General features: G+C 33.2%; 28 protein-coding genes, 1 tRNA gene and 1 pseudogene. 9 read left to right on the top strand and 21 right to left on the bottom strand.

Annotation, left to right across the window (positions count from 1 at the left end; all coding sequences use genetic code 11):
- Nucleotides 1-27: 27 nt before the first annotated feature.
- The 4 genes from METFODRAFT_RS01105 (at nt 28) to cobQ (ending at nt 3,352) form a co-directional block, all read left to right on the top strand.
- Nucleotides 28-222 (top strand): antitoxin family protein, encoded by a 195-nt coding sequence (locus METFODRAFT_RS01105; protein ID WP_007043674.1) that lies wholly within the window; start codon nt 28-30, stop codon nt 220-222.
- Nucleotides 209-580 carry a PIN domain-containing protein gene (locus METFODRAFT_RS01100; RefSeq protein ID WP_007043673.1) on the top strand — a complete coding sequence of 124 codons (372 nt, stop codon included), beginning with the start codon at nt 209-211 and terminating at the stop codon, nt 578-580. Before METFODRAFT_RS01105 ends, METFODRAFT_RS01100 begins: the two co-directional genes overlap by 14 nt.
- A 13-nt stretch (nt 581-593) precedes the next feature.
- Nucleotides 594-1,703 (top strand): histidinol-phosphate transaminase, encoded by a 1,110-nt coding sequence (hisC, locus tag METFODRAFT_RS01095; RefSeq protein ID WP_007043672.1) that lies wholly within the window; start codon nt 594-596, stop codon nt 1,701-1,703.
- 71 nt (nt 1,704-1,774) lie between these two features.
- Nucleotides 1,775-3,352, top strand: a complete 1,578-nt coding sequence (gene cobQ / locus METFODRAFT_RS01090) for a cobyric acid synthase CobQ (protein ID WP_007043671.1) — start codon at nt 1,775-1,777, stop codon at nt 3,350-3,352.
- Here cobQ and METFODRAFT_RS01085 read toward each other — a convergent pair.
- The 3 genes from METFODRAFT_RS01085 to METFODRAFT_RS01075 all read right to left on the bottom strand — a co-directional run bounded on the left by METFODRAFT_RS01085 (nt 3,270) and on the right by METFODRAFT_RS01075 (nt 6,065).
- Complete coding sequence (locus tag METFODRAFT_RS01085; RefSeq protein WP_007043670.1) at nt 3,270-4,619, bottom strand: DEAD/DEAH box helicase; 1,350 nt, start codon at nt 4,617-4,619, stop codon at nt 3,270-3,272. The two genes, cobQ and METFODRAFT_RS01085, sit on opposite strands and share 83 nt — an antisense overlap.
- Nucleotides 4,620-4,831: 212 nt before the next feature.
- Nucleotides 4,832-5,548 carry a hypothetical protein gene (locus METFODRAFT_RS01080; RefSeq protein ID WP_141564028.1) on the bottom strand — a complete coding sequence of 239 codons (717 nt, stop codon included), beginning with the start codon at nt 5,546-5,548 and terminating at the stop codon, nt 4,832-4,834.
- A 283-nt stretch (nt 5,549-5,831) separates the two neighbouring features.
- Nucleotides 5,832-6,065: a hypothetical protein gene (locus METFODRAFT_RS01075; protein ID WP_007043668.1), complete on the bottom strand. Its 234-nt coding sequence runs from the start codon at nt 6,063-6,065 to the stop codon at nt 5,832-5,834.
- Nucleotides 6,066-6,241: 176 nt separating this feature from the next.
- Between METFODRAFT_RS01075 and METFODRAFT_RS11915 the strand changes: the two are divergent.
- A pseudogene (locus METFODRAFT_RS11915) lies at nt 6,242-6,525 on the top strand (hypothetical protein); the annotation flags it as partial.
- 78 nt (nt 6,526-6,603) lie between these two features.
- On the opposite strand, the gene METFODRAFT_RS01070 reads toward METFODRAFT_RS11915, so the two are convergent.
- From METFODRAFT_RS01070 to glnA, 14 genes are all read right to left on the bottom strand, one after another.
- The gene (locus tag METFODRAFT_RS01070) at nt 6,604-7,002 is read right to left on the bottom strand and encodes a Zn-ribbon domain-containing OB-fold protein (RefSeq protein ID WP_007043667.1); all 399 of its coding nucleotides are present in this window, start codon (nt 7,000-7,002) and stop codon (nt 6,604-6,606) included.
- 49 nt (nt 7,003-7,051) lie between these two features.
- Nucleotides 7,052-7,222, bottom strand: coding sequence for a CooT family nickel-binding protein (locus METFODRAFT_RS09845; RefSeq protein ID WP_007043666.1), 171 nt, complete (start codon nt 7,220-7,222; stop codon nt 7,052-7,054).
- A 300-nt stretch (nt 7,223-7,522) separates the two neighbouring features.
- The gene (locus METFODRAFT_RS01065; RefSeq protein WP_007043664.1) at nt 7,523-8,701 is read right to left on the bottom strand and encodes a thiolase domain-containing protein; all 1,179 of its coding nucleotides are present in this window, start codon (nt 8,699-8,701) and stop codon (nt 7,523-7,525) included.
- Nucleotides 8,698-9,027, bottom strand: coding sequence for a DUF86 domain-containing protein (locus METFODRAFT_RS01060; RefSeq protein WP_007043663.1), 330 nt, complete (start codon nt 9,025-9,027; stop codon nt 8,698-8,700). The genes METFODRAFT_RS01065 and METFODRAFT_RS01060 overlap by 4 nt, the downstream gene beginning before the upstream one ends.
- A 214-nt stretch (nt 9,028-9,241) precedes the next feature.
- Nucleotides 9,242-9,382, bottom strand: a complete 141-nt coding sequence (locus METFODRAFT_RS11000; protein ID WP_007043662.1) for a hypothetical protein — start codon at nt 9,380-9,382, stop codon at nt 9,242-9,244.
- Nucleotides 9,348-9,758, bottom strand: coding sequence for a nucleotidyltransferase domain-containing protein (locus tag METFODRAFT_RS01055; protein WP_007043661.1), 411 nt, complete (start codon nt 9,756-9,758; stop codon nt 9,348-9,350). Before METFODRAFT_RS01055 ends, METFODRAFT_RS11000 begins: the two co-directional genes overlap by 35 nt.
- Nucleotides 9,759-9,781: 23 nt before the next feature.
- Nucleotides 9,782-10,828, bottom strand: coding sequence for a hydroxymethylglutaryl-CoA synthase (locus tag METFODRAFT_RS01050; protein WP_007043660.1), 1,047 nt, complete (start codon nt 10,826-10,828; stop codon nt 9,782-9,784).
- Between the two features lie 69 nt (nt 10,829-10,897).
- The gene (locus METFODRAFT_RS01045; RefSeq protein ID WP_048115200.1) at nt 10,898-11,587 is read right to left on the bottom strand and encodes a helix-turn-helix domain-containing protein; all 690 of its coding nucleotides are present in this window, start codon (nt 11,585-11,587) and stop codon (nt 10,898-10,900) included.
- Nucleotides 11,588-11,683: 96 nt separating this feature from the next.
- Nucleotides 11,684-12,814, bottom strand: a complete 1,131-nt coding sequence (locus tag METFODRAFT_RS01040; protein WP_007043658.1) for a DNA double-strand break repair nuclease NurA — start codon at nt 12,812-12,814, stop codon at nt 11,684-11,686.
- Nucleotides 12,762-12,971, bottom strand: a complete 210-nt coding sequence (locus tag METFODRAFT_RS11265; protein ID WP_007043657.1) for a transposase — start codon at nt 12,969-12,971, stop codon at nt 12,762-12,764. The genes METFODRAFT_RS01040 and METFODRAFT_RS11265 overlap by 53 nt, the downstream gene beginning before the upstream one ends.
- 71 nt (nt 12,972-13,042) lie before the next feature.
- On the bottom strand, nt 13,043-14,275 hold the full coding sequence (locus tag METFODRAFT_RS01035) for a translation initiation factor IF-2 subunit gamma (protein WP_007043656.1): 1,233 nt from the start codon (nt 14,273-14,275) through the stop codon (nt 13,043-13,045).
- Nucleotides 14,276-14,449: 174 nt separating this feature from the next.
- Nucleotides 14,450-14,836: a 30S ribosomal protein S6e gene (locus METFODRAFT_RS01030; RefSeq protein WP_007043655.1), complete on the bottom strand. Its 387-nt coding sequence runs from the start codon at nt 14,834-14,836 to the stop codon at nt 14,450-14,452.
- 325 nt (nt 14,837-15,161) lie between these two features.
- Nucleotides 15,162-15,299 (bottom strand): hypothetical protein, encoded by a 138-nt coding sequence (locus tag METFODRAFT_RS10840; protein ID WP_159089908.1) that lies wholly within the window; start codon nt 15,297-15,299, stop codon nt 15,162-15,164.
- 167 nt (nt 15,300-15,466) lie between these two features.
- Entirely contained in the window at nt 15,467-16,813 is a 1,347-nt protein-coding gene (gene glnA / locus METFODRAFT_RS01025; protein WP_007043653.1) for a type I glutamate--ammonia ligase, read from the bottom strand.
- Between the two features lie 270 nt (nt 16,814-17,083).
- On the opposite strand from glnA, the gene METFODRAFT_RS01020 reads away from it, so the two are divergent.
- The 4 genes from METFODRAFT_RS01020 to hemC all read left to right on the top strand — a co-directional run bounded on the left by METFODRAFT_RS01020 (nt 17,084) and on the right by hemC (nt 21,350).
- Nucleotides 17,084-17,752 (top strand): diphthine--ammonia ligase, encoded by a 669-nt coding sequence (locus tag METFODRAFT_RS01020; RefSeq protein WP_007043652.1) that lies wholly within the window; start codon nt 17,084-17,086, stop codon nt 17,750-17,752.
- On the top strand, nt 17,749-18,195 hold the full coding sequence (locus METFODRAFT_RS01015) for a winged helix-turn-helix domain-containing protein (protein WP_007043651.1): 447 nt from the start codon (nt 17,749-17,751) through the stop codon (nt 18,193-18,195). Before METFODRAFT_RS01020 ends, METFODRAFT_RS01015 begins: the two co-directional genes overlap by 4 nt.
- A gap of 71 nt (nt 18,196-18,266) precedes the next feature.
- Complete coding sequence (locus METFODRAFT_RS01010) at nt 18,267-20,108, top strand: beta-propeller domain-containing protein (RefSeq protein WP_007043650.1); 1,842 nt, start codon at nt 18,267-18,269, stop codon at nt 20,106-20,108.
- Nucleotides 20,109-20,453: 345 nt separating this feature from the next.
- Nucleotides 20,454-21,350, top strand: coding sequence for a hydroxymethylbilane synthase (gene hemC, locus METFODRAFT_RS01005; RefSeq protein ID WP_007043649.1), 897 nt, complete (start codon nt 20,454-20,456; stop codon nt 21,348-21,350).
- A gap of 77 nt (nt 21,351-21,427) precedes the next feature.
- On the opposite strand, the gene METFODRAFT_RS01000 is transcribed toward hemC, so the two are convergent.
- From METFODRAFT_RS01000 to METFODRAFT_RS00985, 4 genes are all read right to left on the bottom strand, one after another.
- A tRNA-Val gene (locus METFODRAFT_RS01000) sits at nt 21,428-21,504 on the bottom strand.
- A gap of 84 nt (nt 21,505-21,588) precedes the next feature.
- The gene (locus tag METFODRAFT_RS00995; protein ID WP_007043648.1) at nt 21,589-23,103 is read right to left on the bottom strand and encodes an acetyl-CoA carboxylase biotin carboxylase subunit; all 1,515 of its coding nucleotides are present in this window, start codon (nt 23,101-23,103) and stop codon (nt 21,589-21,591) included.
- A 64-nt stretch (nt 23,104-23,167) separates the two neighbouring features.
- On the bottom strand, nt 23,168-24,877 hold the full coding sequence (oadA, locus tag METFODRAFT_RS00990) for a sodium-extruding oxaloacetate decarboxylase subunit alpha (protein WP_007043647.1): 1,710 nt from the start codon (nt 24,875-24,877) through the stop codon (nt 23,168-23,170).
- Between the two features lie 252 nt (nt 24,878-25,129).
- Entirely contained in the window at nt 25,130-26,083 is a 954-nt protein-coding gene (locus tag METFODRAFT_RS00985; protein ID WP_007043646.1) for a TIGR01212 family radical SAM protein, read from the bottom strand.
- Nucleotides 26,084-26,183: the final 100 nt, after the last annotated feature.

The following is a 26,183-nucleotide window of genomic DNA, read 5'->3' as shown; positions in this document are numbered from 1 at the left end:
TTTGATAATAGTACTAATGGTGGAATTATGGAAATTGTTGTTGATGCAATCTACGAAAATGGTATTTTAAAACTCAAAAAGGGCTTAAACCTTCCAAATGGTTGCAAAGTTAAGGTAAAAATAACACCAAAAAAAATTTCCGAGAAAACTTATGGCATACTAAAACTTACCGATGAGGAAATCAAAGAAATCATTGAGGAGATTGAGAATGGAGAGCAATAGAATATTCTTTGATTCTAATGTTTTAATTTATCATTTATGCGGTAAAGAAAAAGCAAGGGATTTAATTGAAAAAGTAGAAAATGACGAAATCATTGGATTTATAAACCCAATTGTTATTTCAGAGGTTTTATTTTTTTATATAAGGGCAAACACCAAAAAGAAACCTTATGACATTAAAAAGAAACCAGAAATTTTAAAATCATTAGATTTTGACAATGTGTTTGAGTTATTTTCAATTTTTAGAATATTGGATTTAAATGGGGAAATTGTTAAAATCTCCAAAGAAATCATTAAAAATTATGGATTGCTCCCAAATGATGATTTTGAAAAAGTAGATTTCTTGGAGATTATCAAATAAAAAAGGTGATAAATTGATTGAAGATAAAATAAGAGATGTTGTTAAACAATTCAAACCCTACGTTCCAGGAAAATCAAAGGAAGAAATTGTAAGGAAATATGGCATAAATCCAGAGGAAATTATTAAATTAGGTTCAAATGAAAATCCCTGGGGACCTTCACCAAAAATTAAGGAAGAGATATTGAAAGAAGTTCCAAAACTCCACCAATATCCAGAACCAGTTAGCCCAGAGTTGTTGGAAGAGTTGAGCAAGTTCTTGGATGTGCCAAAGGAGAATATTATCGTTGGTGGAGATGGGGCGGATGAGATAATTGATACAATAATGAGGACTTTTATTGATGAGGGAGATGAGGTTATTATTCCAATCCCAACATTCACACAATATGCCATATCGACAAAGATTTATGGAGCAAATATAAGATGGGCTAAATTTGATAAGGAGAGGGACTTCCAGTTGGATGTTGATAGTGTTTTGAGCAACATAAATGAGAGGACAAAAGTAATCTTCCTTTGCACACCAAACAACCCGACAGGGAACATTATTGACAAAAAAGATGTTGAAAAAATCATAAACTCAACCGATGCACTCGTTGTTATAGACCATGCATACATTGAATATTCAAAGAAAGAGTATGACTTAACAAAATGGGCATTGAAATATGATAATGTCTTAGTTTTAAGGACATTCTCAAAGGTATTTGGTTTAGCAGGACAGAGGATTGGTTATGGTATAACAAATGAGAAAATAATTAACTATATGATGAGAGTTAAGCCAGTATTTAGTTTAACAAGATTGAGCCAGATTTGTGCAATAACTGCTTTGAGAGATAGGGAGTTCTTTGAGAGATGTGTGAGAGATGGAATAAAAAGCAGGGAAATGCTCTATGAAGGATTGAAGAAATTTAAGGACATAAGGGTTTATCCTTCAGAGGCAAATTATCTATTAGTTGAATTAAAAACAATGATATCAAAGGAGTTTTGTGAAGAACTTTTAAAAAGAGGAGTTATTGTTAGAGATTGCTCTTCATTTGATGGTTTGGGAGATAATTATGTTAGAATTTCAATTGGAACATTTGAAGAGAATGAGAGGTTCTTAAAAATATTGGAGGAAATTATTAAATAAATTAAAAAACCTAAATTTTTTTTTAAAAATAAAATTATCTGTAAATCTGAATTTAAGAATCTGGTGAAATTATGGCAAAATTCATAATGGTTGTCGGAACATCTTCAAATAGTGGGAAAACCGTATTGGTTTCAGCATTGTGTAGAATTTTGGCAAATAAAGGATACAAAGTAGCTCCATTCAAATCCCAAAATATGAGTTTAAATTCAAGGGTTGCTAAGGAAGATGGGGAGATTGCAGTTGCTCAATATACTCAAGCAAAGGCGGCAAAAACAGAACCTTCAATCCACTTCAACCCCATTTTACTAAAACCGAAGGGAAACTTCATCTCCCAAGTTATCGTTCATGGAAAGCCATATAAGGATATGAATTATAACGAATATAGGAAAAATAAGGACTATTTCCTAAAAAAAATAAAAGAGAGTTTGGATTATTTGGATAAGAATTATGATTATGTTGTTATGGAAGGGGCGGGAAGTTGTTGCGAGATTAATTTGTTGGATGATGATATAGCAAATTTGAGAATTGCGGAGATGGTTAATGCAAAGGCAATTTTAGTTGCAGATATCGACAGAGGAGGAGTGTTTGCATCAATTTATGGGACTATTGAACTCCTCCCTAAAAATTGGAGAAAATTGATAAAGGGAATTGTGATAAATAAGTTTAGGGGGAATGTTGATGTTTTAAAGAGCGGGATAGAGAAGATTGAAGAACTAACGGGCGTTCCAGTTTTGGGAATTATTCCTTATGATGAAAATCTAATTCTACCTGAGGAGGATAGTCAAGCATTGCAAAGTAAAAAAACCTTTGGAAATTTAAATAGTAAGGTAGAGGTTAATGTTTTGAGATTTTCAAAAATCTCCAACTTTACAGATGTCGATGCATTATCAAGGGATGCTTTTATAAAATTTATTGATTTTGGGGAGAATATAACAGGGGATATATTAATCCTTCCAGGGACGAGAACATCGACAAAGGAAATGCATTTAATAAAAAAATATGGCATGGATAAGAAGATTTGGGAGTTTATTAAAAAAGGAGGTATTGTTTTGGGAATTTGCGGGGGTTATCAGGTTATGGGGAAGGTGTTGGTTGATGAAAACAAGAAGGAAAGTGAAGTTGGAACTATTGAGGGATTGGGGGTATTTGGTGCCATAACATATTTTGGCAATGAGAAGGCAATAAAAAACTCTAAAGGGATTTTGGAAATTGATGGGAAGGTTTTTGAGGTTGAAGGTTATGAGTTGCATGAAGGAATAACTTACTCTAATGAAAAACCACTTATCAAATTAGATAAGGGCTTTGGGAATAAGGGAGATGGTTTTGATGGTTCTATAAAGAAAATAGGGAATGCCTACTTAATTGGAACGTATTTCCATGGGATTTTGGATAACTATGAGTTTAGGAACTATTTGATTAATATCGTGAGGAAGAGAAAAGGGCTAAAAGAGATAAAAGGAGATAATTATGGGAAGGTTTTTGAAGAGAATATGGATAAATTGGCAAAAATTGTTGAAAATAGTGTAAATCTTGATTGGATAATAGAAGATAAAAAACAAAAGCAAATTAATATCTTGCTTTTCTCTCTCTTCTTGTGTTTATTACTCTTTTCTGGGTTCTTATACTATTTTTATTCAACCCATCTTTAAAATAATACTTTAAAAGACCTGCTAATGCCTTCTCTGCACCAAATTCCTCAATTAACTTCTGGGACAATTCAACGTATTCTAAGTAATTTTCTGATTTGATGATTTCTGCAATTTTATTCAAAATCTTTGATTTTTTTGCATTTGTAATATCTTCTTTTTCAGGAAGTTTTTCTTTTCTAATATTTGCCTTTGCAATTTTTTTGATATAGTTGAGTTTTCTATATTCATCTGGGGATATAAAGGTTATAGCAGTTCCTTTTTTCCCCGCTCTTCCCGTTCTTCCTATTCTATGCACATAGGATTCAGGATTTTGAGGGAGAGAGTAGTTTATCACATGTGTTAAGTTGTTAATATCAATACCTCTCGCAGCAACATCTGTAGCAACCAAAATATTGATTCTCTTTTTCTTGAATTTGTTTAGTATCCTTTCTCTTTGCTTTTGAGCAATATCTCCATGCAATGCATCTGCTTCATATCCATTTTCAACAAGTTTATTTGCAACTTCATTTACATCTGCCCTTGTTTTACAAAACACCAATCCATAGAAATCATCTTCAACATCTATAACCCTGCATAATGCATCAAATTTCTTTGAATTGGAGACCTCATAATAAATCTGCTCCACTAAATTTGTGGTGAGTGTTTCTTTTTTTACACTTACTAATTTATATTCTCCCATATACCTTTTTGCTAAATTTAATATGGTTCTTGGCAATGTTGCAGAGAAGAGAAGAACTCTTTTATTTTTGTTGGTGTGCCTTAAAATCTCCTCTACATCATCAATGAATCCCATGTTTAACATTTCATCTGCCTCATCTAAAACCAAATAGGAGATATTTTTTAAATTTAAACTACCTCTTTTAATGTGGTCTAATATTCTCCCAGGAGTTCCAACTACTATGTGAACGCCCCTTTTTAATTGCCTTATTTGCGGTTCAATTGGTTGTCCCCCATAAACAGGAAGTATTTTTAGATTTTTATTTCCTTTTAAAGAATCTATTTCTTCTGAAACTTGGATAGATAATTCTCTTGTAGGAGTTAAGATAAGTGCCTGAACGTCTTTTGAGTTCTCATCAATCTTTTCAATTAATGGCAATCCAAATGCTGCCGTCTTTCCTGTTCCTGTTTGTGCCTGCCCTACGACATCAATATCTCCATTTAAAAGAATTGGAATTGTTTTTTCCTGAATTTCAGTAGGTTCTTTAAATCCTTTTTTCTCTAATGCCTTTAATGTATTCTCAGATAAACCTAATTCTTTAAAACCCATATTTTCACTTCTTTAATCTTATAAAATTGCTTTAATCAAAATAGACAAAATTTAGTAAAAAAATACAATAATGTCCATTTTGAATTGAATGCCCTTTCAAAAAAGGAAACTAAATATTTTTTAAATTTCTCTAGGAAATTCCTTTTTTGAAAATAGCATTCCTTAAAAATCTTATAGAAAAAGATTGGTGGCATAGTATATAAAGGTTTGTATTATGATTTTTTATTTCTCAACAAAACTATTGGAATTATTGTTAATGTTAAAACTAAAACACTAATGGGAATTGGCGTTTTTACTGGCTGGTTTGGAGCTGGATCTATTCTATATTTACGTTTTTCATTTATTGGAGGACAGTAACCAAATATTCTATTCCAATCATTATCTTCAAAATCCTCCTCCATAACTGTTCCATTTGGTAATTTTATTCTCAAATTATCAATTGCCATTTTAAATGTGGTGTTTGGACTATTGCAACCAAATGTAAATCCAAGATTCGCACAAACTTTATCAAAGCTTAAGTTTTGCCAATTTTTATCATTAATCATTGATGTGTTCCATATTCCAATCAAATCTCCATCAACATAATATTTAGCTTCAAAATTTGTGCTATTGATTTTATTAATTTCAATTTTTACTCTATGCTCTTCACCAATCCATGCATCTGAACTTTCATATTTTGAGAAATTATCTGTTTTAGTTATGCTCGATGATTGTGGATATCCTAAATTAGAATATACATCAAGGCTACCATCTGCCGTTAATGCTATGGAGTAAGATTGAGTACTACTTACTTGACCATTTGTCCCACTTGTGCTTGTGTTTATAGCAACACTTATCATGTGTAATGGTTGCCATTTTTTGGTAGCTTCGTAATTTTCAACATACACATCATACTCCAACTCAAAACTCTCGTTATCATTTATGGGCAAATTTCTCAGAGTTTCATTAGCCGCCAAAAACATCGATGTGCCGTAATCTTTCTCTAACCATAAAGCATTCCCACTCATTGCATATAGGAGTTAAAAGCAATAATGCTAAGATTAACAATAACAGTCTTCTCATAATTTCACCCTCTTTTTAAGCACGATAAATAGTATAAGGGCATTAGTAATAAAAATAAAAAAACATTATTTTAAAAATTCTTAGCATGTTATCACCTAATCGATTAGGTGGAATATATAAATATTAAAAACTAAAAAATATGATTTAGGTTTATCTGTTTTTCAAATATCTATATCCAAAATATCCTCCAACCAAAATCACAACAACTATTCCTCCAATAACAATTGGGCTAATTCCCTCATCTCCAAACTTTTTATTTGGGTCCACGGGCTTTAACTCTGATTCATCAGGCACAATTGGTGGAACATCTTTATAGTCCTCAGCAAAAACATGCATCAAAGAACCTAATATACACAATAACAAAACTAATGATAATGACTTCATAAATACCACTAATTAAAGTTTTTATTTATTTTTTTGTTTTGATATAAATATTTTATGTTGGGTATTTTACCTCTGTTGTATCCCAAAATTATTTCGCACCAATATGTAATAAAAAAGAAGATGTTAATAATATGAGAGGGGAGTAAACTTAACGACAGAAAGATTTAAAAAAATAGAAGTTTTTGACAGAGAATCATATTTCACATATAAGAACCTCTGTTAGACATCCTCAAACGATAGGAAAAGTTGAAAGGATAAATAGAGAAGTCGCTTGCAGTAGCAAGTGAGCAACGAAAACCGAAGGTTTTCGTCTAATTGAATATCGATTAGACAAGTTTAATAGTTTAGAGGGGTTCATAAATTGACATAATCGAATAAAACCACATCGTTCATTGGTTTTAAAACTCCTTATGAAGCATATTTTAAAAGTGTCGATTGTAGTAGTGAGGTGATGTCATGACCATGAACTGCAAAACAATTTTGGGATACAACAAATCTATAAATTAATATTAAAAAAATAAAAAGAAAATATTATTAGTTAATTTCCTACAATTGGCTTAAATTTGTATCCATAACTTATAATACCATCTTCCCCGTCTTCTTTTATCCTTCTAAACACTGCCTCAACTGGCATTCCTATGTAAATTTTATCTTTATCACAATCCACAATTTGAGCAGTTACCTTTGCTCCTTCCTCGAGTTCTACTATCGCTATAATGTATGGGGCAATTTTTTCAAATTCCTTTGGCGGTGTGTGGACAACTGAATAAGTATAGACCTTTCCTTTTCCACTTAATTTTACTTTTTCCATTTGTGTCTTTCTCCTACACTTTGGGCATAACACTCTTGAAGGGAAATAAACTGTCCCGCAATTTTTACATTTAACACCAATTAAGTTATATCTTTCACTTATATGCCTCCATGTTCTAACTACCATGTTCTCAACCTATGATAATTTTGTTGTATAATAAAGTATAATGCTTTGCTTATCCAATGATAATTTTATTGTTGTTTAAGTCAATTTTTTTAATTTCTCCCTCAAATTCCTTTCTGTCTCCAAACAAATCAACCGCTATGATTTTATTATCTTTTTTCTCCACTAAAATAACGTCTTCCATAACTAATTCATCATTTAAGTAAAGGTTGCAACTGCACATAAACAATCACGCTTTATTATTTGTTTTAATTGTTTCTTATTATTTTTTATGATGTGGGTTTATTATTCCAATAAACTGCCAAAACTTTTTAAGGTATGTGTCAAATTCATTCCTAAATTTTGTGTATATTATAACGAGCACCATCAAAACTACAAATGCCATAGCAGCAGAAACCTACAGATAAACTGCCAATCCATCAAATAAATAATACTCAACTACGAAATCCAATGTAACAAATCCAACAAATAATGCAAAGAATTTAATAAGGGATTTTAAAATTTTGTCCATAATATCCCCCATTTATCTCTTATCTGAAAGGATATGGACACAAACAGTTCCTCCAGTTCCCCCTACATTTACAGTTATCCCATAACCATGCTTAATATTTGCCTGCCTATCTTTGCATTCCTTATCTTGCTTTAATTGCCAATATATTTCCCCAACTTGTCTAATCCCAGTAGCCCCTAACGCATGTCCCGCTGCTTTTAGTCCACCACTTGGATTTATTGTTGGGAATCCATCATAATCAACCTTTATTTTTCCATCATAAACAACTTTTCCTGCCTCTCCTTTTTTACAGAATCCCAAGTCCTCAATTAAAATCAGTCCATTTATAGCAAAGCAATCATGCACCTCTGCAACATCAATTTTATCTGCCTCTATTCCTGCCATTTTATATGCCTTCTCACTTGCAACTTTTGCAGCCTTTAATGTCGTCATACTCTCTCTATCATGCAAAGCCATCGTATCTGATGCCTGTGTTGATGCCTTGATGTAGATGATATCATCACTATTAACAAATTCCTTTGCCTTCTCCGCTTCACAAACAATTAATGCACTTGCACCATCAGAGATTGGCGAGCAGTGCATCAAAGTCAGTGGCTCTGCAACAGGAGAGGCGTTAATTACCTGCTCCAATGTTACTTTAAATGGGAATTGAGCATATTTGTTTTTTGATGCGTTCTCATGCATAATAACGCTCCACATTGAGAGTTCTTCTATTGTTAAGCCATATTCATACATATATCTCCTTGCCATCATTGCATATAGGGATGGGAATGTTGCCCCAAAAAATGCCTCCCATTCTTGGTCTGATGCGGAAGCAATAGCAGAGGTCGCATCACTAACATCAGTCATCTTTTCCACACCACCAACCAAAACAACATCATGATACCCACTCGCAACTGATAAGACAGCATTCCTCAAAGCCAAACTTCCAGATGCACATGCCGCCTCTACTCTTGTGCATGGGATTGGATTTAAGCCAGCATGGTCAGCAATTAATGCAGCAATGTGTTCTTGCCCAACAAACAAACCTCCACTCATATTTCCTATATACATTGCATCAATGTCCTTCCCATCCACATTTGCCTCATTTATTGCCTTAACTCCTGCCTCAACGATGAGTTCTCTGAATGATTTTTCCCACAACTCACCGAATTTCGTCTGTCCATAACCAATGATTGCAACATCTCTCATTGTTCCACCTTTTCATAAAATTCAATGAGTTTAATTATTATTTCATAGAGTTCATCAATTCTTTTTAGTCCTTCTTTTACAACTTCCAAATTTAATTTATCATATTTATGAACAATTGCATTTCTAAGCCCGTTGTATTGTTTTAGTAAGGTTGCTTCTTCTTTTGTAATAATATTATGATTTAGAAGTTTTTCAATGTTTGTGTAATCATCCTCAACATTTAATCCAACATCTTTAACAAGCATTGCTACAACATCCATCGCAACATCAACACACACTTGGAGGGTTTGAAACAGTTCCTTAGTTTCTGTATCATACCATAACATATAAATATAAGCTTATCTTAAATATATAGGTTAGCGATGAGAGGGCTCTGCCTTCGAGGCAGATGAGATAGTTGTTTTTAATTTTATGGGGCTGTCTCCGTTCAGCCCAAAGACCAATGAACCCATAGCAGAGAGAACGGTGTTCTCAATGAAGCTATGGGTTGAGGACAACCCATTCCCATAGCCGTCTGTTCGTATGATAAGTTATTAAATGTTATGATAAGCTATGGGAATGGGAAACGGAATATAACAGTGCCCTTTTTGTAACTTCATCCTCAATTTTATGCTCCTTTATGAAGTAATATTCTTCTTCAAACTTTTCAAGTTTTTCCAAATATCTCTTTTTTCTTTCCATTAAATCTCCTCCTCAAAAAGACCTTCTCCCTCACATTTTCAAACTGATTCTCCCTAATCCTTTTTTCCATATCCCTCCAAGTCTTTCTGAATTTGTAGAAATATTCTGAAAGTTCCAGTTCATCTCCCCAAATAACTTTATGGTTTTTTATAACATCCATTTTTATATAAAGTGGGAGGTCTTCAAAGATTTTTATGTCATATTTATTCCCCAATTTTCCTAAGATTTCTAAATAAATATCTTTTTCAGCCCCAACCAAACAAATATCCAAATCACTTCTCTCTGTATATTCATTTTTTGCGTAAGAACCATATAACAATATACCATATATCTTATCTTTAAATTCCTCAAAGTCCTTCTTTATTTTTTCAATCATTATATCACATCTCAAAATAATTTTCACATCTTAATTTTTCCTCTAAACTTGACGTAGGTTGCATAATCAATGTAAATCTTATCGTTAAGCATTTCCATTGTTTTTGGGGCTTTATCTTTAACTTCCTCAATTCTCTTTGTTACAGTTAAGTCAAATGCATCACTTCCTGCCCCACTTCCATAAGAGACAGCCAAAATCCTATCTCCTTCTTTTGCATTATCTAATATATTGGATAATCCCAAAGGAACTGCTCCTGAATATGTGTTTCCTAAGTAAGGAGTTAACAATCCATTTTTGTATTGCTCTTCTTTAAATCCAAGCGTTTTTGCTGCTTTTATGTAGAATTTTCCATTTGGTTGGTGGAAAACACAGTAATCATAATCCTCTGGTGTTGTTCCCATCTTTTCCATTAGCCCTTTTGCTGCACTCAAAACATGCTTAAAATAGGCAGGCTCTCCAGTAAATCTCCCCCCATGTCTCGGGTATGGTTGCCCTTCTCTTCTCCAAAAGTCCGGCGTATCTGTTGTAAATGAGTAGGTTCCATTAAAAATAGCAATTAACTCATCCTTCTTGTTTCCAATTATATATGCCGCTCCCCCTGCTGCTGCTGTATATTCCAATGCATCCCCTGGGGCTCCTTGGGCAGTATCTGCCCCAATACCTAAACCATATTCAATAATTCCACTCCCGACTAACCCCATGCACATTTGAATGCCTGCAGTTCCTGCCTTACATGCAAACTCCAAATCAGCAGATGTTAAGTCAGGAGTTGCCTCAATTGCCTCTGCCACAATGGTTGATGTTGGTTTTACAGCATAAGGGTGGCTTTCACTCCCCACATAGATAGCCCCAATTTTCTTCCCCTCAATCCCTGCCCTTTTTAAGGCATTTCTTGCTGCTGCAACTGCTATTGTTGCTGTATCTTCATCAGGACTTGGGACACTTTTTTCATTGACAACTAATCCCTTTTTTATACTCTCTGCATTTTTTCCCCAAACCCTTGCAATCTCTTCAACCTTTATCCTATACTTTGGAATGTATGCTCCATAACCAACAATTCCCACTTTCATAATTTCACCTTTTTATTAAGTATTTTCAGGATGCAACGATATGGCGCTTCATCCCACTTATTTCATCTGCTATTTAATATCAGACAATCTTTTTAATAACTCTCTTATATCCAATTTGGTGATTAGTAGGGGAATATTCTCAACCTCAGCCAATTTTATGGCAAGTGCATCTATCTCTTGAACTCCTTGGAAAACAACAACCCTTGGCTTCATGTTACTAACTCTTATAGCAACCATTGGACTCCTTCCAGAAGAGACATTTGTAAATACCAAAGCCCTCTCAGTAGTCCAGCCATAGAGGTTTAAAAAATCCTGCCCATCCATTTCAAGGATTGCCTTTATGCTATCTACAACAGTATGCCCGTAAATGATATTGCCCAAATTTTCTCCATATGCAATTTTTGCATCAATTGTTCTGGCAAATTCTTCAATAGTTATTGGATTCTCATATTCTTTAATGGAAAGTATTGCCTTTATAGATGGAGGGGTATCCAATATTCTTCTCAATGCTTTAAGGGTGTGTCCTCCCTTTTCCTTATCTATCTCAATCAAAGCATGGACGTATTTTTTTATCATTCCAACTCCAGGATTTCTCCTTCTCCCAACTTCATAATCACTTACAACAGAGGGAGTAACCCCTAAATATCTTGCTACCTCAATTTGCGGGATGTTAAAGAGTTCCCGCCACTTCTTCATTGCCTTTCCAGGATTCTCTGACAATACTATATCCCCAGTAATATGTATTGCTATCTTTTCCATGTCTATACCTTCAAATTTTTTGTATAAAAACATTTCGATTTTGTTGTAATTATATTCGTTATTTGACGAAGTTGATGGATAAAAAAATAATAAAAATCATAAACCCATTCTTCTCTGCTTTTTGAGGAGATACCTATCAACAGTCTCATTAATCTTTAGAATTTTTGCACACATCTCTAATGCATCATCCGTTATCTCAACATTTTCATGGGATTTTTTTAATATATATGGGTAGCCGTTTACAGAGATTTCTCTTAAACTTGATAGTACATGTTCATCTATAGGTTTTAATGAAGAGATTCCAAGGATACCTTTATTATTCTCTAACCTAACAAATTGCAGGTAGAGATTGTCTAAAACGTTCTCAAATTTATTTATATATTCAATGTTGTTTATTATTCTTTTTAAGTAATCATGTTTTCTTTTGAGTTTGTTGCTATTTTTTTCCATTTCTTCTATTTCCTCCATCTCTTTTTTTAAATTTTCAATACTTATCGGTATTGAATATCCACTATTTTTTGTATTTTTTGAAAATACTGCAATATCTGGCATTAGTGCATTTTTGAAATATATGTTTATCTTTGAAGTTTTTGAGATGCCTATTAATCTATCCTTATACTTTTTTAACAACTCCAAAAAAGTTATTATGTATTCAACTTGCTCTAATACAATTTTTTCATTTTTATCTTCAACTTCAATATTATTTGATGTTATGCGAATATCCCCACTTTTAATTTCCTCTTCAATTAAATTCTTTATTTCTTTGCTATAATTATTGTATATCTCTTCAACATCCACGTATTTTGAACCATAGGTGTGTGTTTGGATTAAAAGAGAATATAGCGAGCCATCAATTAAATAGTAATCAACACCCTTATTTTCTAAAGTCCATAGTGCATTTTTCAATTCCATTGTTAGCATATAGAGTCTTAATCTATCTCTAACAGAAACATATGGTTGTATAATATCAATATCATAACTGGATTTTGCCCTCTCTATCTTTTCACCAACTCTATGCAAATAGGAGATACTCCCAATCATATACAACGAGTAGGAAATATAATCAATATTGTTAAAACTTCCGTCCCCTCCACCAAAAAATAAATCCTTTGGGTTATTAAAATCACACTCAACCCAATAATCGTTAACATTTAAATTTTTGTTTTCCAATTCCTCAATTTTTTTCCTTATAACCCCTTTCTTTTTTAAAATTATGGATAAATCCATACCACCACCAAAAAAATAAACGCTCTTTGCCTTTTAAAACAACATCTTTCGAACCACAATATGGGCAAATATATCTATCACTCCATCTAATCTCCCTTATAATTGCAATACACTCCTCATCCTTTGGTATGAATAACTTATATACTTCGACGCTCATAAAATTATAAGATGAGCGTTTTGGTTTTAATTTTAATAGTGTTAAATCACACTATCAGAAAATAAAAAAATTTATTGAATAATTCCATATCCAATTAATCTCCATCTTGAACCGATTCTTCTGCTCAATGCAACTCTATCCCCTTTATCTGCACAGATTGGAAGTTTTAATTTTATATCTGCAATATCTCCTCTTGCAGAGGTGATAACTCCAACAGTTGTTGCAGTTCCAACGTTAATCATTAAAACCTCACTTGTTCTTAATGGCTCTATAACAAGTTCCTCTTTTGAACCAACAACCCTGTCCAATAGATGTGCTTTTATAGTAATTCTCTCACGTACTGGTGGCAAAGTTCCCGGCTCTCCTAAAACACTACCGCTTAAGTAATCTGATTTTGTCAATGAAGGGTCCAATTCAGTTCCAACCCCAACTAAACCTCCAGGATATGCTTTTTTAACACCCTTCCCTCCTGCTGCAAGTGAAACAATCTTTGTTGTTAATGGTTTCCAGTATGTTTTATTACCCTCTGTAACTTGGATTCCTGGTCTTATTTCAATTTCTTTTCCAACCTCTAAAATCCCCTGAATAATACTTCCCCCTAAAACCCCACCTTTTAATTTCTTTATTTCAGTTCCCGGCTTATTAACATCAAAACTTCTTGCAACATACATTCTTGGGGGTAATTCAGGATTTCTCTCTGGTGTTGGGATGAAATCTTGGATTGCCTTTAAAAGTACGTCAAGATTTGCCTCATGATGTGCTGAAATTGGAATTATTGGGGCGTTTTCTGCAACAGTTCCCTTTACAAACTCCTTAATTTGTTTATAGTTTTCCCATGCCTTTTCTTCATCAACTAAATCAATCTTATTCTGTACTATAATGATATTTTTAACCCCTAAAATATCTAATGCCATTAAATGTTCTTTTGTTTGAGGTTGTGGGCATGGTTCATTTGCAGCAATAACCAAAATAGCCCCATCCATTAAAGATGCTCCAGAGAGCATGGTAGCCATTAATGTCTCATGTCCTGGGGAGTCAACAAAAGATACTTTCCTTAAAAACTTTGTTTTAGAACCACATTTAGGACAGACTTCCTTTATTGTATATGCCTCTGGCTCTGGACATTTTGGACACTTCCTTATTTCACAATCTGCATATCCCAACCTAATAGAGATTCCTCTCTTCAACTCCTCACTATGTGTGTCAGTCCAAACTCCAGTCAATGCCCTTGTTAATGAAGTTTTTCCATGGTCAACGTGCCCCACCATTCCAATATTAACTTCTGATTGTCTTCTTTTAGTCATGATATCCCTCTCGGTAATCTTTAAATATTGCTATTAATCATCAGAATTAACATTAAATTAAATTATCGCATATAAAAATAATAGCATTAATGATTTTTATAGTTCACGTAAAAACCCAAAATAAAACCAAAAACAGATGTAACTCAAAAATCAAAAATAAAAAAGATTAAAAAATTATTCTTCTCCTCCACCTAAACCTAATAATTCAGAGACAGATTTGTCCCCATACTCAACAATTTTTGTGTTTACTTGAACAATGTCACTTGATATTGTATTTCCTCTTACAGTTTTTCTTCTTCTTTCACCTTTTTCTTTTGGCTTAAATCCTGGGCCCTTACTTAATAAGATTCTTACTCTTCCACTGCCGTGAACATCTGGTCTCATTGGGAATCCACACTGGTCAGAACCACCAGTGATTTGTAACTTGTATCCTTCCAATCCAACGATTTTTCCATCTACAATATCGCCAATCTTTTTCCCAATTAATGCATCTGTTTCAACTTCCATTTGGTAGCATTTTCCTTCTTTTGGGTCAGCAACTACAACTTTAAACTTTGCCATAGTTAATCCTCCTTTTTTATTATTGTTGGCTGTTTTTCTATTAAATTTAATTTTAACAACGAAAAATAGTTTTATTCTTATTTTTAACTATGGTTGCCTACGTTATGATTGGTTATGCCTCATTAAATTTAAAGAATATTTTATTGATATTTAGAATTTTTTATATTCAATAGCCATCACTAATTCCGTGGGCAACTATTAGTTGTTTGCGAATTTTATTGGAATAGTTGGATAATCTATAATTATCCAACTTCCCTGCAACCGAAGGTTGCAGTGGATATTCATATATTCCAAATTCTTAAATGGTTATATTTGTCTTAAAATTTTAAAATAGGTTGTAAATCTTCCTTAAATTTATTAAGGTATTTTTCCAATATTTAACGCAAACAACTAATATCTCTCCCTTAGCCTCCCCGACTTCATCACAGTGTTTGTGGGCGGGAGTCCCCACAAAATGCTCCATTGGGTCATCGACCTTTACCCCAACCCCCATAAAACGGGAGTTAGGACAATAGCAAGATTGCAAAAATCCATTGTAACTCATTATTTTTATATTTTTTCATCAATTATTATCAAAAATTTAAATGTATGAATTTAGTGGCAAATAAAATAAAAAGAAAGGGAGTTGATTTAGTATATCAAGTAGTTGTCCAACTCCCAGTTTGTAATTGAAGTTCTGAATCCATCCCATTCTTCTCTCTTAATTTCCATGAAGTTTTCGTAGATGTGATTACCTAATGCTTTTTGCAATACTTCGTCGCATTCTAATTCATCTAATGCTTCTTTCAAGTTGGATGGAACTGATTCAATTCCAAGTTGTTTCTTCTCTTCTTCACCCATCTTGAAGATGTTCTTCTCAACTGGTTCTGGAGCTTCCATCTTCTTCTTAATTCCATCTAATCCTGCAGCAAGCATTACTGTGAATGCTAAGTATGGGTTGCATGTTGGGTCTGGAGCTCTGAACTCAATTCTTGTACCTTTTCCTCTTGCTGCAGGAACTCTAATGATAGCACTTCTGTTTTTGTTTGCCCATGCGATGTTTACAGGAGCCTCATAACCTGGAACTAATCTCTTGTATGAGTTAACTGTTGGGTTTGTAATTGCAACGATTGCCTTAGCGTGGTTTAATATACCTGCGATGTATTGCATACAGGTTTCACTTAATTGGTATTTTGCATCTGGGTCGTAGAATGAAGGTTCTCCATTAAGCCAGACACTTTGGTGGCAGTGCATACCGTTTCCGTTCATTCCAAAGAATGGTTTTGGCATGAATGTTGCCTTTAAACCATGCTTGTAAGCAATTGCTTTGATTGTTGTTTTGAATGTTACAACACTATCTGCTGTTTTTAATGCATTGTCAAATTTGAAGTCAACTTCATGCTGTCCTGGAGCGACTTCGTGGTGGGATGCCTCAACATGGAAACCAAGGTTTTCTAATGCAAGGACGATGTCTCTTCTAATGTCTGGTGCTTCGTCTAATGGCTCGACATCAAAGTATCCACCATCGTCAGCAGGAACCCATTTGTGTGGGTTATGTGGGTCTCTCTTTAATATGAAAAACTCTGGTTCTGGACCAACGAAGTACTCCCCATTCATTTCTTCTTTTAATTCATCCAATATTTTCTTTAAACAACTTCTTGGATCTCCTTCAAATGGTTTTCCTTCTGTTCTGTAAACATCACAGATAACTCTTGCTACGCATTTTTCATTTGGTCTCCATGGAAGAACTGAGAATGTTGAAACATCAGGCTTTAAAATCATATCGGATTCTTGAATTCCAACAAATCCTGCAATTGAGGAACCGTCAAAGTAAACTCCATTTTCTAAAATGTCTCTTAATTCATCCAATCCCTTTTCCCCTTCTTTTATTGGGTATGCAACATTCTTTGGGAATCCTAAAATGTCAACAAACTGGAATCTTAAGAATTTAACGCCATTTTCCTTTACAAATTGTATTACCTTTTCTATGTCACTCATCTTTTGACCCCCTTGTTATGGTCGGAAAACTATTTCCAACATATCGGAAATTTATTTCCTAAACTATCTATATATACTTTACGGATTGATTTCAACAATTAAAACAACACTAAATTTAAATGTCAAATAGAATATAATCGTTTACGTTGTAAAATATTATCGGATTTATTAGGATTGTCGTTTGATTGCAAAATGGCTATAACTATGAAATCTTTACATAAATTTATTTTCTTTAAAAAACAATAAAATAAAGCATAAGTGAGTGGAATTATGAAGGTTGCTTCTCTGTATTCAGGAGGAAAAGATTCAACCTATGCTCTTTGGTGGGCATTACATCAAGGTTGGGAAGTTAAGTATTTGGTAAATGTCATTTCAAAAAATAAAGAGAGTTACATGTTCCACATTCCAAACGTTGAACTCACGGATCTTATTTCTGAAAGTGTTGGTATTCCTTTGGTAAGGGTTTATACAAAAGGGGAAAAAGAGAAAGAGGTATTAGATTTAAAAAAGGTTTTAGAGAAGTTAGATATAGATGGAGTTGTGAGTGGAGCATTGGCAAGCGAATACCAAAGAACAAGAATCGACCATATATGTGAAGAGATTGGGATAAAATCCTTTGCTCCCTTATGGCATAAAAATCAGGAGTTGATTTTAAGAGATGTTGCAAAGTTCTTTGATGTTAGGATAGTGGGGGTTTCTGCCTATGGTTTAGGGAAGGAATGGCTTGGTAAAAGGATTACGGAAGAGAATATTGATAAATTATTAAAGATTTGTGAAAAATACCAAATAAATAAGGCATTTGAAGGGGGGGAAGCGGAGACATTTGTATTTGATGCACCATTTTTTAAAAAGAGGATTGAAGTGGTTGATTATGAAATTATTTGGGATGGTATAAGTGGGGTTTATATTGTTAAGGATGCCAAATTGGTGGATAAATGATGAGAATATTAAAAACAAAAATTGATATTCTAAAATTATTGAATGAAAGGAATTATACTGTTTCTGAATTATCAGAAAAATTAGGTAAATCAAAATCAACAATAAGTGAGCATTTGAATGTATTATATAAAATGGGACTAGTTGAAAAAGAGAGTTATAGCAAGTGGGTTTATTATAAAATAACAGATAAGGGAAAGAAGGTTTTAGAGAACTTAGAGTCATTAATTTTAATACTTGGGAGTATATTTACATTAATTGGAATATGGGTTTACTATTTAAGAGGGATAAGAACAAAAGAAGTTCATGTTCTTTCAAAATCAGTTGCCAACTCATATACTAAAGTAGGTTTCCATCAAGATATCTTATTCTTATCTTTTTTAGGAATTTCTATTATTTTATTAATTTTTATCGGTTATCTTACTTATAAAATCATTCGGAAGTAACCGAACAATTTGAAAACTCTTTTATATTTTTAAAATAAAATAATTTATAAAATTAAATATTTGGTGGGATTATGAAAAATTTAATAACTTTTGGGATATCCATACTATTGATTTTATCCCTAATTTGTGGTTGTTTTGAGAAGGATAAAGAAGAAATAAAGGAAAAAAATTGGGACTTTAAACTAACTCCCGCTGAATCTAAACTAAAATTTGAAGAGTTTAAGAATAATCTTGAGGGAGATGGATACTATGTTGGAGGACTTAGGTATACAGGTGAACAGGCAGTGGCAGTATCTGATGCAAAGTCTACTGGTGTTAAAGAATCAGAAAGATACTCGGAAACGAATGTTCAAGTTAAGGATGTTGACGAAGCAGACATATTAAAAACAAATGGGAAAATTATAGTTTTTTCTCATAGAAAGAGTTATTTAATTAATCCCTTACCACCAGAGGAGGCAGGGGTAATAAACAATATCTCCCAAAGTGGAAATCTCTATTTGATAAATAACACATTGATAATTATTGGTAGGCATAAAATAATCTCTTATGATGTTTCAAATCCAAAATATCCAAAAATAATTTGGCAGATGAACTTAAATGGAAGTTATATAGATTCAAGGTTATACAACAACACAATATACTTAGTTGTTAGAAAAAACTCTGTTGAATGCCCAATTATATGGAATGGATATAGAATCGGATATGATAAATACTACATCCCCATACCTCCTCCAATCTACATAAGGAATTTTGATATAACCTATATAATAGGCAAAATAAATATAGAAGATGGAAAGGTTGAAAGCTCAATAGCAATTACTAGTTCTTACAGAACAACCTTATACATGTCAAAGAATAACCTATACTTTGCTTACCATCTAAAAACAAATGAAGAGAAACTAATGCTTGAGTTTTTAAAAGAAAATGCAGGCAAATATTTCCCAGAAGACGTGGTTGATAAGATAAAAAGAGTCATTGAAAATAAGGACTTCGGAGAGAGGGCAAAATTTATTGAAATAACCGAAACCATCAACAAATATCTAAACTCACTACCATCTGAAGATAGACACAACTTAATGAAAAATTTGCAGAATGATTTTGAAAATTATTTGGAAGAACACTGGGAAGAATATGAACTCACTGGGATAGTTAAAGTTAACTTAGATAACTTTGAAGTGAAGAGTGGAAAAGTTAGTGGGCATCTTTTAAATAACTTTGCAATGGACGAATATAAAGGATATTTAAGAGTAGCAACAACTATTGGAGATTGGAGATTCAAGGATAGAATGACCAATAATATCTTTGTTTTAGATGAAAATCTAAATGTTGTTGGAAAACTCACGGGATTAGAAAAAGGGGAAAGGATTTATGCAGTTAGGTTTATGGGAGATAAGGCTTATGTAGTAACCTATAAAGAAACAGATCCATTGTTGGTTATTGATTTGAGATATCCAAAAGATCCAAAAGTTTTGGGCAAATTAAAAATTCCCGGATATTCAACTTACCTACATCCAATTGGAAATAACTTATTTATTGGTATCGGTAGGGATGATGATGGAAAATTAAAGATTTCTTTGTTTGATATTTCTGATTTGGAGAATCCAAAAGAGATTGATAAGTACAAATTGGATGAGTATTGGAGCCCTACGTTGAGAGATTATCATGCATTTCTATGGGATGAAAAATATAAAATCTTCTTCTTTCCAGTTAATAAGCATGCTTATATATTTAAAGTTGAGAATAATGAGATAATGATGGTTAAAGATGACGTACATAAAACCATCGTTTTAAGATCTTTGTTTATAAACAACTACTTATATACATTCTCTCCATTGGAGATGCACATTTTAGATGAAAATACTTGGAAATTGATTAAGAATATAGAGTTCGATAGCATTTATTTTAGGAAGTAACAATGTTTTTATGTTGATATGAAACTAAGGTGTTTCACAGTACTATAAAATGGATATACTTATTAATGGACACTTTCCTAAATTTTAATACAGTATCTCCGAATATGTATTAGACAATTTGAATTGTTTTAATTAATAAAATCGTTAAAGGCTGAAATAACTTCCACCGCATGGCAATTCTTCGCATTATATGACTCACCCCCTATTTTTTATTGAATAATATTGGTTGATTATTATCAAATATTAACTTTTTTATAGTTCATTATGATGTTCGGAGATACTGTATATATAAATAAAATTTTAGTTAAAATTTACAAACAACTATAATTAAAAAAGGTGGTATTTTTGAAGGTAATTATTGGGACGAGAGGAAGTAAGCTAGCATTAACTCAAACATACCAAGTTGCTGATTTACTAAAAAATGAAGGGGTGGAAACTGAGATTAAAATAATAAAGACTTTTGGAGACAAGATTCAAAATAAAAAACTTTCTGAATTGGGGATTGGTGTTTTTACAAAAGAACTTGATTTGGCAATGTTAAATAACGAGATAGATATAGCAGTTCATAGTTTAAAAGACGTCCCAACTGTATGGAATGAGAATTTAATAATCGCCGCAATGCCTAAGAGGGAAAGTTATCATGATTTGATTATTTGGAATAAAGATAATGAAAAAGTTGAGGGATTTTTGAATGGAAAGGAAAAAATTGTTGTTGGAACATCAAGTATAAGAAGGAAAGAATTTTTAAAGATAATGTATCCAAACATTGAGATAAAACTTTTAAGAGGAAATGTCGATACACGTTTGAATAAGTTGAGAAACAATGAATACGATGCCATCGTCTTAGCAGAGGCAGGAATAAGAAGGCTTAAAATAAATTTAAATGAGGAATTTAACTTTAAGAGATTAAATATATTACCATCCCCTGCCCAAGGGGCTATAGGTATAGCAGTAAGGAAGAATGATTGGGAAATCATAGATATCTTGAAAAAGATAAATGATAAAAAAACTTTCTTAGAAGTTACTGCTGAAAGATTTGCCTTAAGGGAGTATGGTGGGGGCTGTCAGGCTCCGTTTGGATCTCTTGCAAAATATGATGAGAAATTGAAAAAGTTAGAACTTGAATGTGCTGTTGTAGAGGATGGAAAAATTAAAAGAGAAAAAAAAGAAATTAGTTGTAGTATTGATGATGTTGAACGTGCAAAAAAACTTGGTATGGAAGTTGGGATGTTGTTGAAATAACTATTTATTTTTATTTTTTAAACCTATTAATTTATTAATTCAAATATATGGATATAAACTTCCAAAATAAATAAAAATGGTGGGCTCGGGGAGATTCGAACTCCCGACCACCGCCGTGTCAGGGCGGCATCATAGCCATCTAGACCACGAGCCCACGACTTAACTACAAATTAAAAATTAACAAAGTGGTATATAAAGTTTTCGATTAATATAAACAAATTTAAATATTAAAATATAATTACTCCCCGCCATATTTATCTTTTTCTTTGTTGTTATTGGCTATAATGCGAGATATGTAGGCATTTAAGCCCCCAACAATCGCTGCAACTTTCTTATTATCTTGAAATACTTTTTCAATAAATAATTTATCCAATTCCTTAGCCTCTATCGCATACTTAAGTATCCTATCTTTTAAAACCCCCCAATGTTCCTCAACGTAGTGGGTTGAGAGATTTCCTTTTATAAAGTCCTCTTCCTCCATAACCGCCCTATGGAATGGGATATTTGTAGTAACTCCAATAATTATATACTCAGATAATGCCCTTCTCATCCTTGCAATAGCCTCATTCCTATCTCTTCCATATGCTACAAGTTTTGATATCAATGAATCGTAGTATGGCGGTATTTCAGCCCCCCTATAAACTCCACTATCCAACCTAATTCCAGGACCTCCTGGAGATCTATAGGCCTTAATCTTTCCTGGACATGGGACAAAGTCATTTATGGCATCTTCTGCATTTATCCTACACTCTATTGCATGCCCCCTAAATACAACGTCCTCCTGTTTAATAGAAAGTTCCTCCCCAGAAGCTATTTTTATCATTTCTTTTACAATATCAACTCCAGTTATCATTTCCGTTATTGGATGCTCTACTTGAATCCTTGTATTCATCTCCAAAAAGTAGAACTCCCCATCATTGTATAAGAACTCAACAGTCCCTGCACTGTAATAATTTATTGCCTTTCCAGCCCTTACTGCCGCCTCCCCCATTTTCTCTCTTAAATCCTCCGTCATTATTGGTGATGGGGCCTCCTCTATCAACTTTTGGTGTCTCCTTTGAATTGAACACTCTCTATCCCCTAAGTGAATCATATTTCCATACTTATCTCCAAGAATCTGAATCTCAATGTGCCTTGGCTTTTCCAAATATTTCTCAATAAATATTGTAGCGTCACCAAATGCACTTTTTGCTATTGACTTTGTGGATCCTATTTTTTCAATTAATTCTTCTTTGTTATAGGCAACACTCATTCCCATGCCGCCCCCACCAGCAGAGGCCTTGATTATAACTGGATATCCTATCTCCTCTGCAACCTCTACAGCCTCTTCTTCAGTTTCTATTGGCTCTTCCCTTCCTGGAAGAACCGGAACTCCTGCTTTTTTCATAATTCTTTTTGCGTTTATCTTACTCCCCATTGCCTCTATTGCCTCTGGAGAAGGCCCTATAAATTCAAAGCCCCTCTTTTTACATTCCCTTGCAAAGTTTGCATTTTCAGACAAAAATCCATAACCTGGATGGATAGCATCAACCCCTGCTTTTTCAGCAACGTTTAATATTGCATTTATATTTAAATAACTCTTCAATGCTGGAGGGGGGCCGATGCAGTAGCATTCATCAGCAAGGGATGTATAGAGGGAGTGTTCATCCGCCTCAGAATAAATAGCAACAGTTTTTATGCCCAACTCTTTACAAGCCCTTATAATCCTTACAGCAATTTCTCCCCTATTTGCTATCAATACTTTTTCGAACATGTATCTCACCAAAATAAATTTAATTTTACAATAAAAAAGAACGTATCAAATATATACAAAAAAATTAATTTATTTTGATTATCATTACTACTTCCCCAACATTCACAGATTGCCCTTCATGAACCAATATCTTCTCAACCTTACCATCTACTGGACTTTCAATTGGATTCTCCATCTTCATTGCCTCTAATATAGCAATTACATCTCCCTTTTTGACTTCATCACCTTCTTTAACTTTTATCTTTGTAATCATTCCTCTAAATGGAGATAAAACAGCCCCTTCGGTTTCAGCAGTTATTATTTCTTTCTTTTCTTTCAATTCAGTTCCCCAAACTGGTTCAATTTTAACATTGAACACCTCTCCATCAACTTCAACAACATACTCCGTTGGAACCTCCATGAATTTGGATACATCCTTTTCTTTTGGTATTGGCTCTGCTTTCAATTCCCCTCTCAAAAACTTCACAGCAATTTGTGGATATAATGCATAAGTTAAAATATCCTCTTCTTTCTTTACAATACCTTTTTCTAAAGCCTCTTTCTTTCTCTTCTCATACTCCGGCTCTAACAAATCAGCAGGCCTGCATGTTATTGGTTTCTCTCCCTCTTCCAAAACCCTCTTCATTAACTCTTTGCTTATTGGAGCAGGTGGTTTTCCATAGAATCCTTTTACATAATTTACAACTTCATTTGTAATAATCTTATATCTTTCTTCAGTTAAAACGTTCATAACTGCCTGGGTTCCAACAATTTGGGATGTTGGGGTTACGAGTGGTGGGTAACCAAGATCTTTTCTAACTCTTGGAATCTCCTCTAAAACCTCTTCAAATTTATCCAATGCATTCTGCTCCTTTAATTGGGAAACGAGGTTTGACAACATTCCTCCAGGAACTTGATATAAGAGGATTCTTGCATCTACCCTCTCTGAGATTGGGTTTATTAAACACTTGTATTTTTCCCTAACTTCTTCAAAGTATTTTCTAATATCTTCCAATAACTTCAAATCCAATCCTGTATCGTATTTAGTTCCCTTCAATGCTGCAACAATACTTTCTGTTGGAGGTTGAGAAGTCCCCATTGCAAATGGAGACATTGCACAATCGATTACATCAACCCCTGCCTCAATAGCGGCAAAGTATGTCATTGGGGCTATTCCACTTGTGCAGTGGCTGTGCAATTGAATAGGAACTGAAACTTCCTCTTTTAATCTTGTAATTAATTCTTTTGCTTCAAATGGTCTCAAAAGTCCAGCCATGTCTTTTATACATATAGAATCGCATCCAAGTTCTTCCAATCTTTTTGCAAGTTCCACGTATTGCTCTATCGTGTGAACTGGACTTATTGTATAACTAATAGCACCTTGAACATGAGCATCACATTTTTTTGCTGTCTTTATTGCTGTTTCCATGTTCCTAACATCATTCAACGCATCAAATATCCTAAAAATATCAATCCCATTCTCCGCTGATTTTTGAACGAATTTTTCCACGATGTCATCAGGATAATGCCTGTATCCTACCAAATTTTGCCCCCTTAAAAGCATTTGCAAAGGGGTATTTTGGATCCTCTTTTTCAACTCCCTCAACCTTTCCCAAGGATCTTCATTTAAATACCTAATACATGCATCAAATGTTGCACCACCCCAAACTTCCATAGAATAGAATCCAACTTCATCCATCCTCTCGGCAACAGGTAACATGTCTTCCGTCCTCATCCTTGTAGCCATTAATGATTGATGTGCATCTCTAAAAGTAGTGTCGGTTATCTTTACCATCCTATCCCTCACAAATATTATATAAAATAGAAAGTAAAAATCGTAATAGTTAGTAAATGATTGATTACTATCAAAAATTGCATTAAATAATAGTTAAAATATTGCCCTAATTTTTGTGTGTATGCAGTAAACTTTAACCTAAAATATAAAGATAGATTGTCATATTTATATTTTATCTATGAATTTAACTATCACGACATTAAAACTTTATTTTTTTAATTTCTTAAATAAAATTTGTAGAATTTTATATAACTATGTGTCATAAGTATATTTTGCCCCTTGCCTACTGTTTCTTCTTTCTAATTCTTTATTTACTTCATTTAATATCCTCAACCTACCCAATGTCCATTCAGGCGATACTTTTATATCTTCTGGAACCTTATCTTTTGAAATTCTTTGAATTAAAACATGAGGGGAGAGATTCTCTAAAAAATCACAAACTAAGTTGATGTATTGTTTCTCATCGAGTGTTCTATACTCTCCTCTCCAATACATCTCCTCTAATTTTGTATTTTTTACAACAACAAGAGGATAAATTTTTAATGCATCAATCCCTAAAATGGATAAAATCCTTGCAGTTTCCATCATTTCATTCCATGTTTCATTTGGAAGACCTAAGATCACATGACCACAAACCAAAATATTCCTTTTTTTACATTCCTTTATTGCCTTTATTGTATCTGAGACATTATGTTTTCTATTTAAAAGTTCGAGTGTTTTTTGATGCATGGTTTGAATGCCCAAATCAATCCAAATTTCATATCCTTCCTTAACATACTCCCCTAAAATATCCAATTTCTCCTTTTCTAAGCAATCTGGTCTTGTTCCAATAGATAGTCCAATAACATCATCATAAGATAGTGCAAAATCCCAAAGTTCTTTTAGTGTTTCCAAATCAGCATAAGTGTTTGTTCCTGGGTAGAAGTAGATATAAAACTTCTCAATGCCTTTATCCTTTTGTTTTTTCATTTGCATTTCGATTTGCTCTTTTAGTGGGTATTTTACGTTGCAATATTTAACAGCAATAGGCCTACCCATTTTTGGACAAAATATGCATCCGCCATTCTCCTTATTTGGACAGCCAAGCCCCGCATCAACGGGAATTTTAAAGGTTTTATAGGGTTTTGACTTTTTTGAGTATATACCATACTGAGCAATTCTATAACCTTCTTTATACATTTCATCAATAATACTCTTGTCAATCATTAAATCACCATTTCAATGATAGATAAATTTAAACTTTCTAAATTTCCAAATGTGTTATTTAATTTTCTTAATTCATATTATTATTTTTTCTAAATTTATA

Origin of the sequence: Methanotorris formicicus Mc-S-70, assembly GCF_000243455.1 — an archaeon.
GTDB classification, from domain to species: Archaea; AGJL01; Methanococci; order Methanococcales; family Methanococcaceae; genus Methanotorris; species Methanotorris formicicus.
The sequence above is the reverse complement of the archived record's forward strand: the minus strand, read 5'-3'. Positions and strand labels throughout refer to the sequence as shown.

Coding starts and splice junctions, on each gene's coding strand:
- METFODRAFT_RS01100 (WP_007043673.1), top strand. CDS start 209: ATGGAGAGCAATAGAATATTCTTTGATTCTAATGTTTTAATTTATCAT.
- METFODRAFT_RS01065 (WP_007043664.1), bottom strand. CDS start 8,701: ATGAGAGATGTTGCAATCATTGGTTATGGACAGACGAAATTCGGTGAG.
- METFODRAFT_RS01105 (WP_007043674.1), top strand. CDS start 28: ATGGAAATTGTTGTTGATGCAATCTACGAAAATGGTATTTTAAAACTC.
- METFODRAFT_RS10840 (WP_159089908.1), bottom strand. CDS start 15,299: ATGGAGCATTTTGTGGGGACTCCCGCCCACAAACACTGTGATGAAGTC.
- METFODRAFT_RS11265 (WP_007043657.1), bottom strand. CDS start 12,971: ATGAGCGTCGAAGTATATAAGTTATTCATACCAAAGGATGAGGAGTGT.
- METFODRAFT_RS00995 (WP_007043648.1), bottom strand. CDS start 23,103: ATGTTCGAAAAAGTATTGATAGCAAATAGGGGAGAAATTGCTGTAAGG.
- METFODRAFT_RS01085 (WP_007043670.1), bottom strand. CDS start 4,619: ATGGGTTTTAAAGAATTAGGTTTATCTGAGAATACATTAAAGGCATTA.
- cobQ (WP_007043671.1), top strand. CDS start 1,775: ATGGCAAAATTCATAATGGTTGTCGGAACATCTTCAAATAGTGGGAAA.
- METFODRAFT_RS01035 (WP_007043656.1), bottom strand. CDS start 14,275: ATGACTAAAAGAAGACAATCAGAAGTTAATATTGGAATGGTGGGGCAC.
- METFODRAFT_RS01060 (WP_007043663.1), bottom strand. CDS start 9,027: ATGTTATGGTATGATACAGAAACTAAGGAACTGTTTCAAACCCTCCAA.
- METFODRAFT_RS01020 (WP_007043652.1), top strand. CDS start 17,084: ATGAAGGTTGCTTCTCTGTATTCAGGAGGAAAAGATTCAACCTATGCT.
- METFODRAFT_RS01030 (WP_007043655.1), bottom strand. CDS start 14,836: ATGGCAAAGTTTAAAGTTGTAGTTGCTGACCCAAAAGAAGGAAAATGC.
- METFODRAFT_RS00985 (WP_007043646.1), bottom strand. CDS start 26,083: ATGATTGACAAGAGTATTATTGATGAAATGTATAAAGAAGGTTATAGA.
- METFODRAFT_RS01055 (WP_007043661.1), bottom strand. CDS start 9,758: ATGATTGAAAAAATAAAGAAGGACTTTGAGGAATTTAAAGATAAGATA.
- METFODRAFT_RS01010 (WP_007043650.1), top strand. CDS start 18,267: ATGAAAAATTTAATAACTTTTGGGATATCCATACTATTGATTTTATCC.
- METFODRAFT_RS01050 (WP_007043660.1), bottom strand. CDS start 10,828: ATGAAAGTGGGAATTGTTGGTTATGGAGCATACATTCCAAAGTATAGG.
- METFODRAFT_RS01015 (WP_007043651.1), top strand. CDS start 17,749: ATGATGAGAATATTAAAAACAAAAATTGATATTCTAAAATTATTGAAT.
- METFODRAFT_RS01045 (WP_048115200.1), bottom strand. CDS start 11,587: ATGGAAAAGATAGCAATACATATTACTGGGGATATAGTATTGTCAGAG.
- METFODRAFT_RS01040 (WP_007043658.1), bottom strand. CDS start 12,814: ATGGATTTATCCATAATTTTAAAAAAGAAAGGGGTTATAAGGAAAAAA.
- METFODRAFT_RS11000 (WP_007043662.1), bottom strand. CDS start 9,382: ATGGAAAGAAAAAAGAGATATTTGGAAAAACTTGAAAAGTTTGAAGAA.
- METFODRAFT_RS01070 (WP_007043667.1), bottom strand. CDS start 7,002: ATGGTAGTTAGAACATGGAGGCATATAAGTGAAAGATATAACTTAATT.
- METFODRAFT_RS09845 (WP_007043666.1), bottom strand. CDS start 7,222: ATGTGCAGTTGCAACCTTTACTTAAATGATGAATTAGTTATGGAAGAC.
- oadA (WP_007043647.1), bottom strand. CDS start 24,877: ATGGTAAAGATAACCGACACTACTTTTAGAGATGCACATCAATCATTA.
- glnA (WP_007043653.1), bottom strand. CDS start 16,813: ATGAGTGACATAGAAAAGGTAATACAATTTGTAAAGGAAAATGGCGTT.
- METFODRAFT_RS01075 (WP_007043668.1), bottom strand. CDS start 6,065: ATGAAGTCATTATCATTAGTTTTGTTATTGTGTATATTAGGTTCTTTG.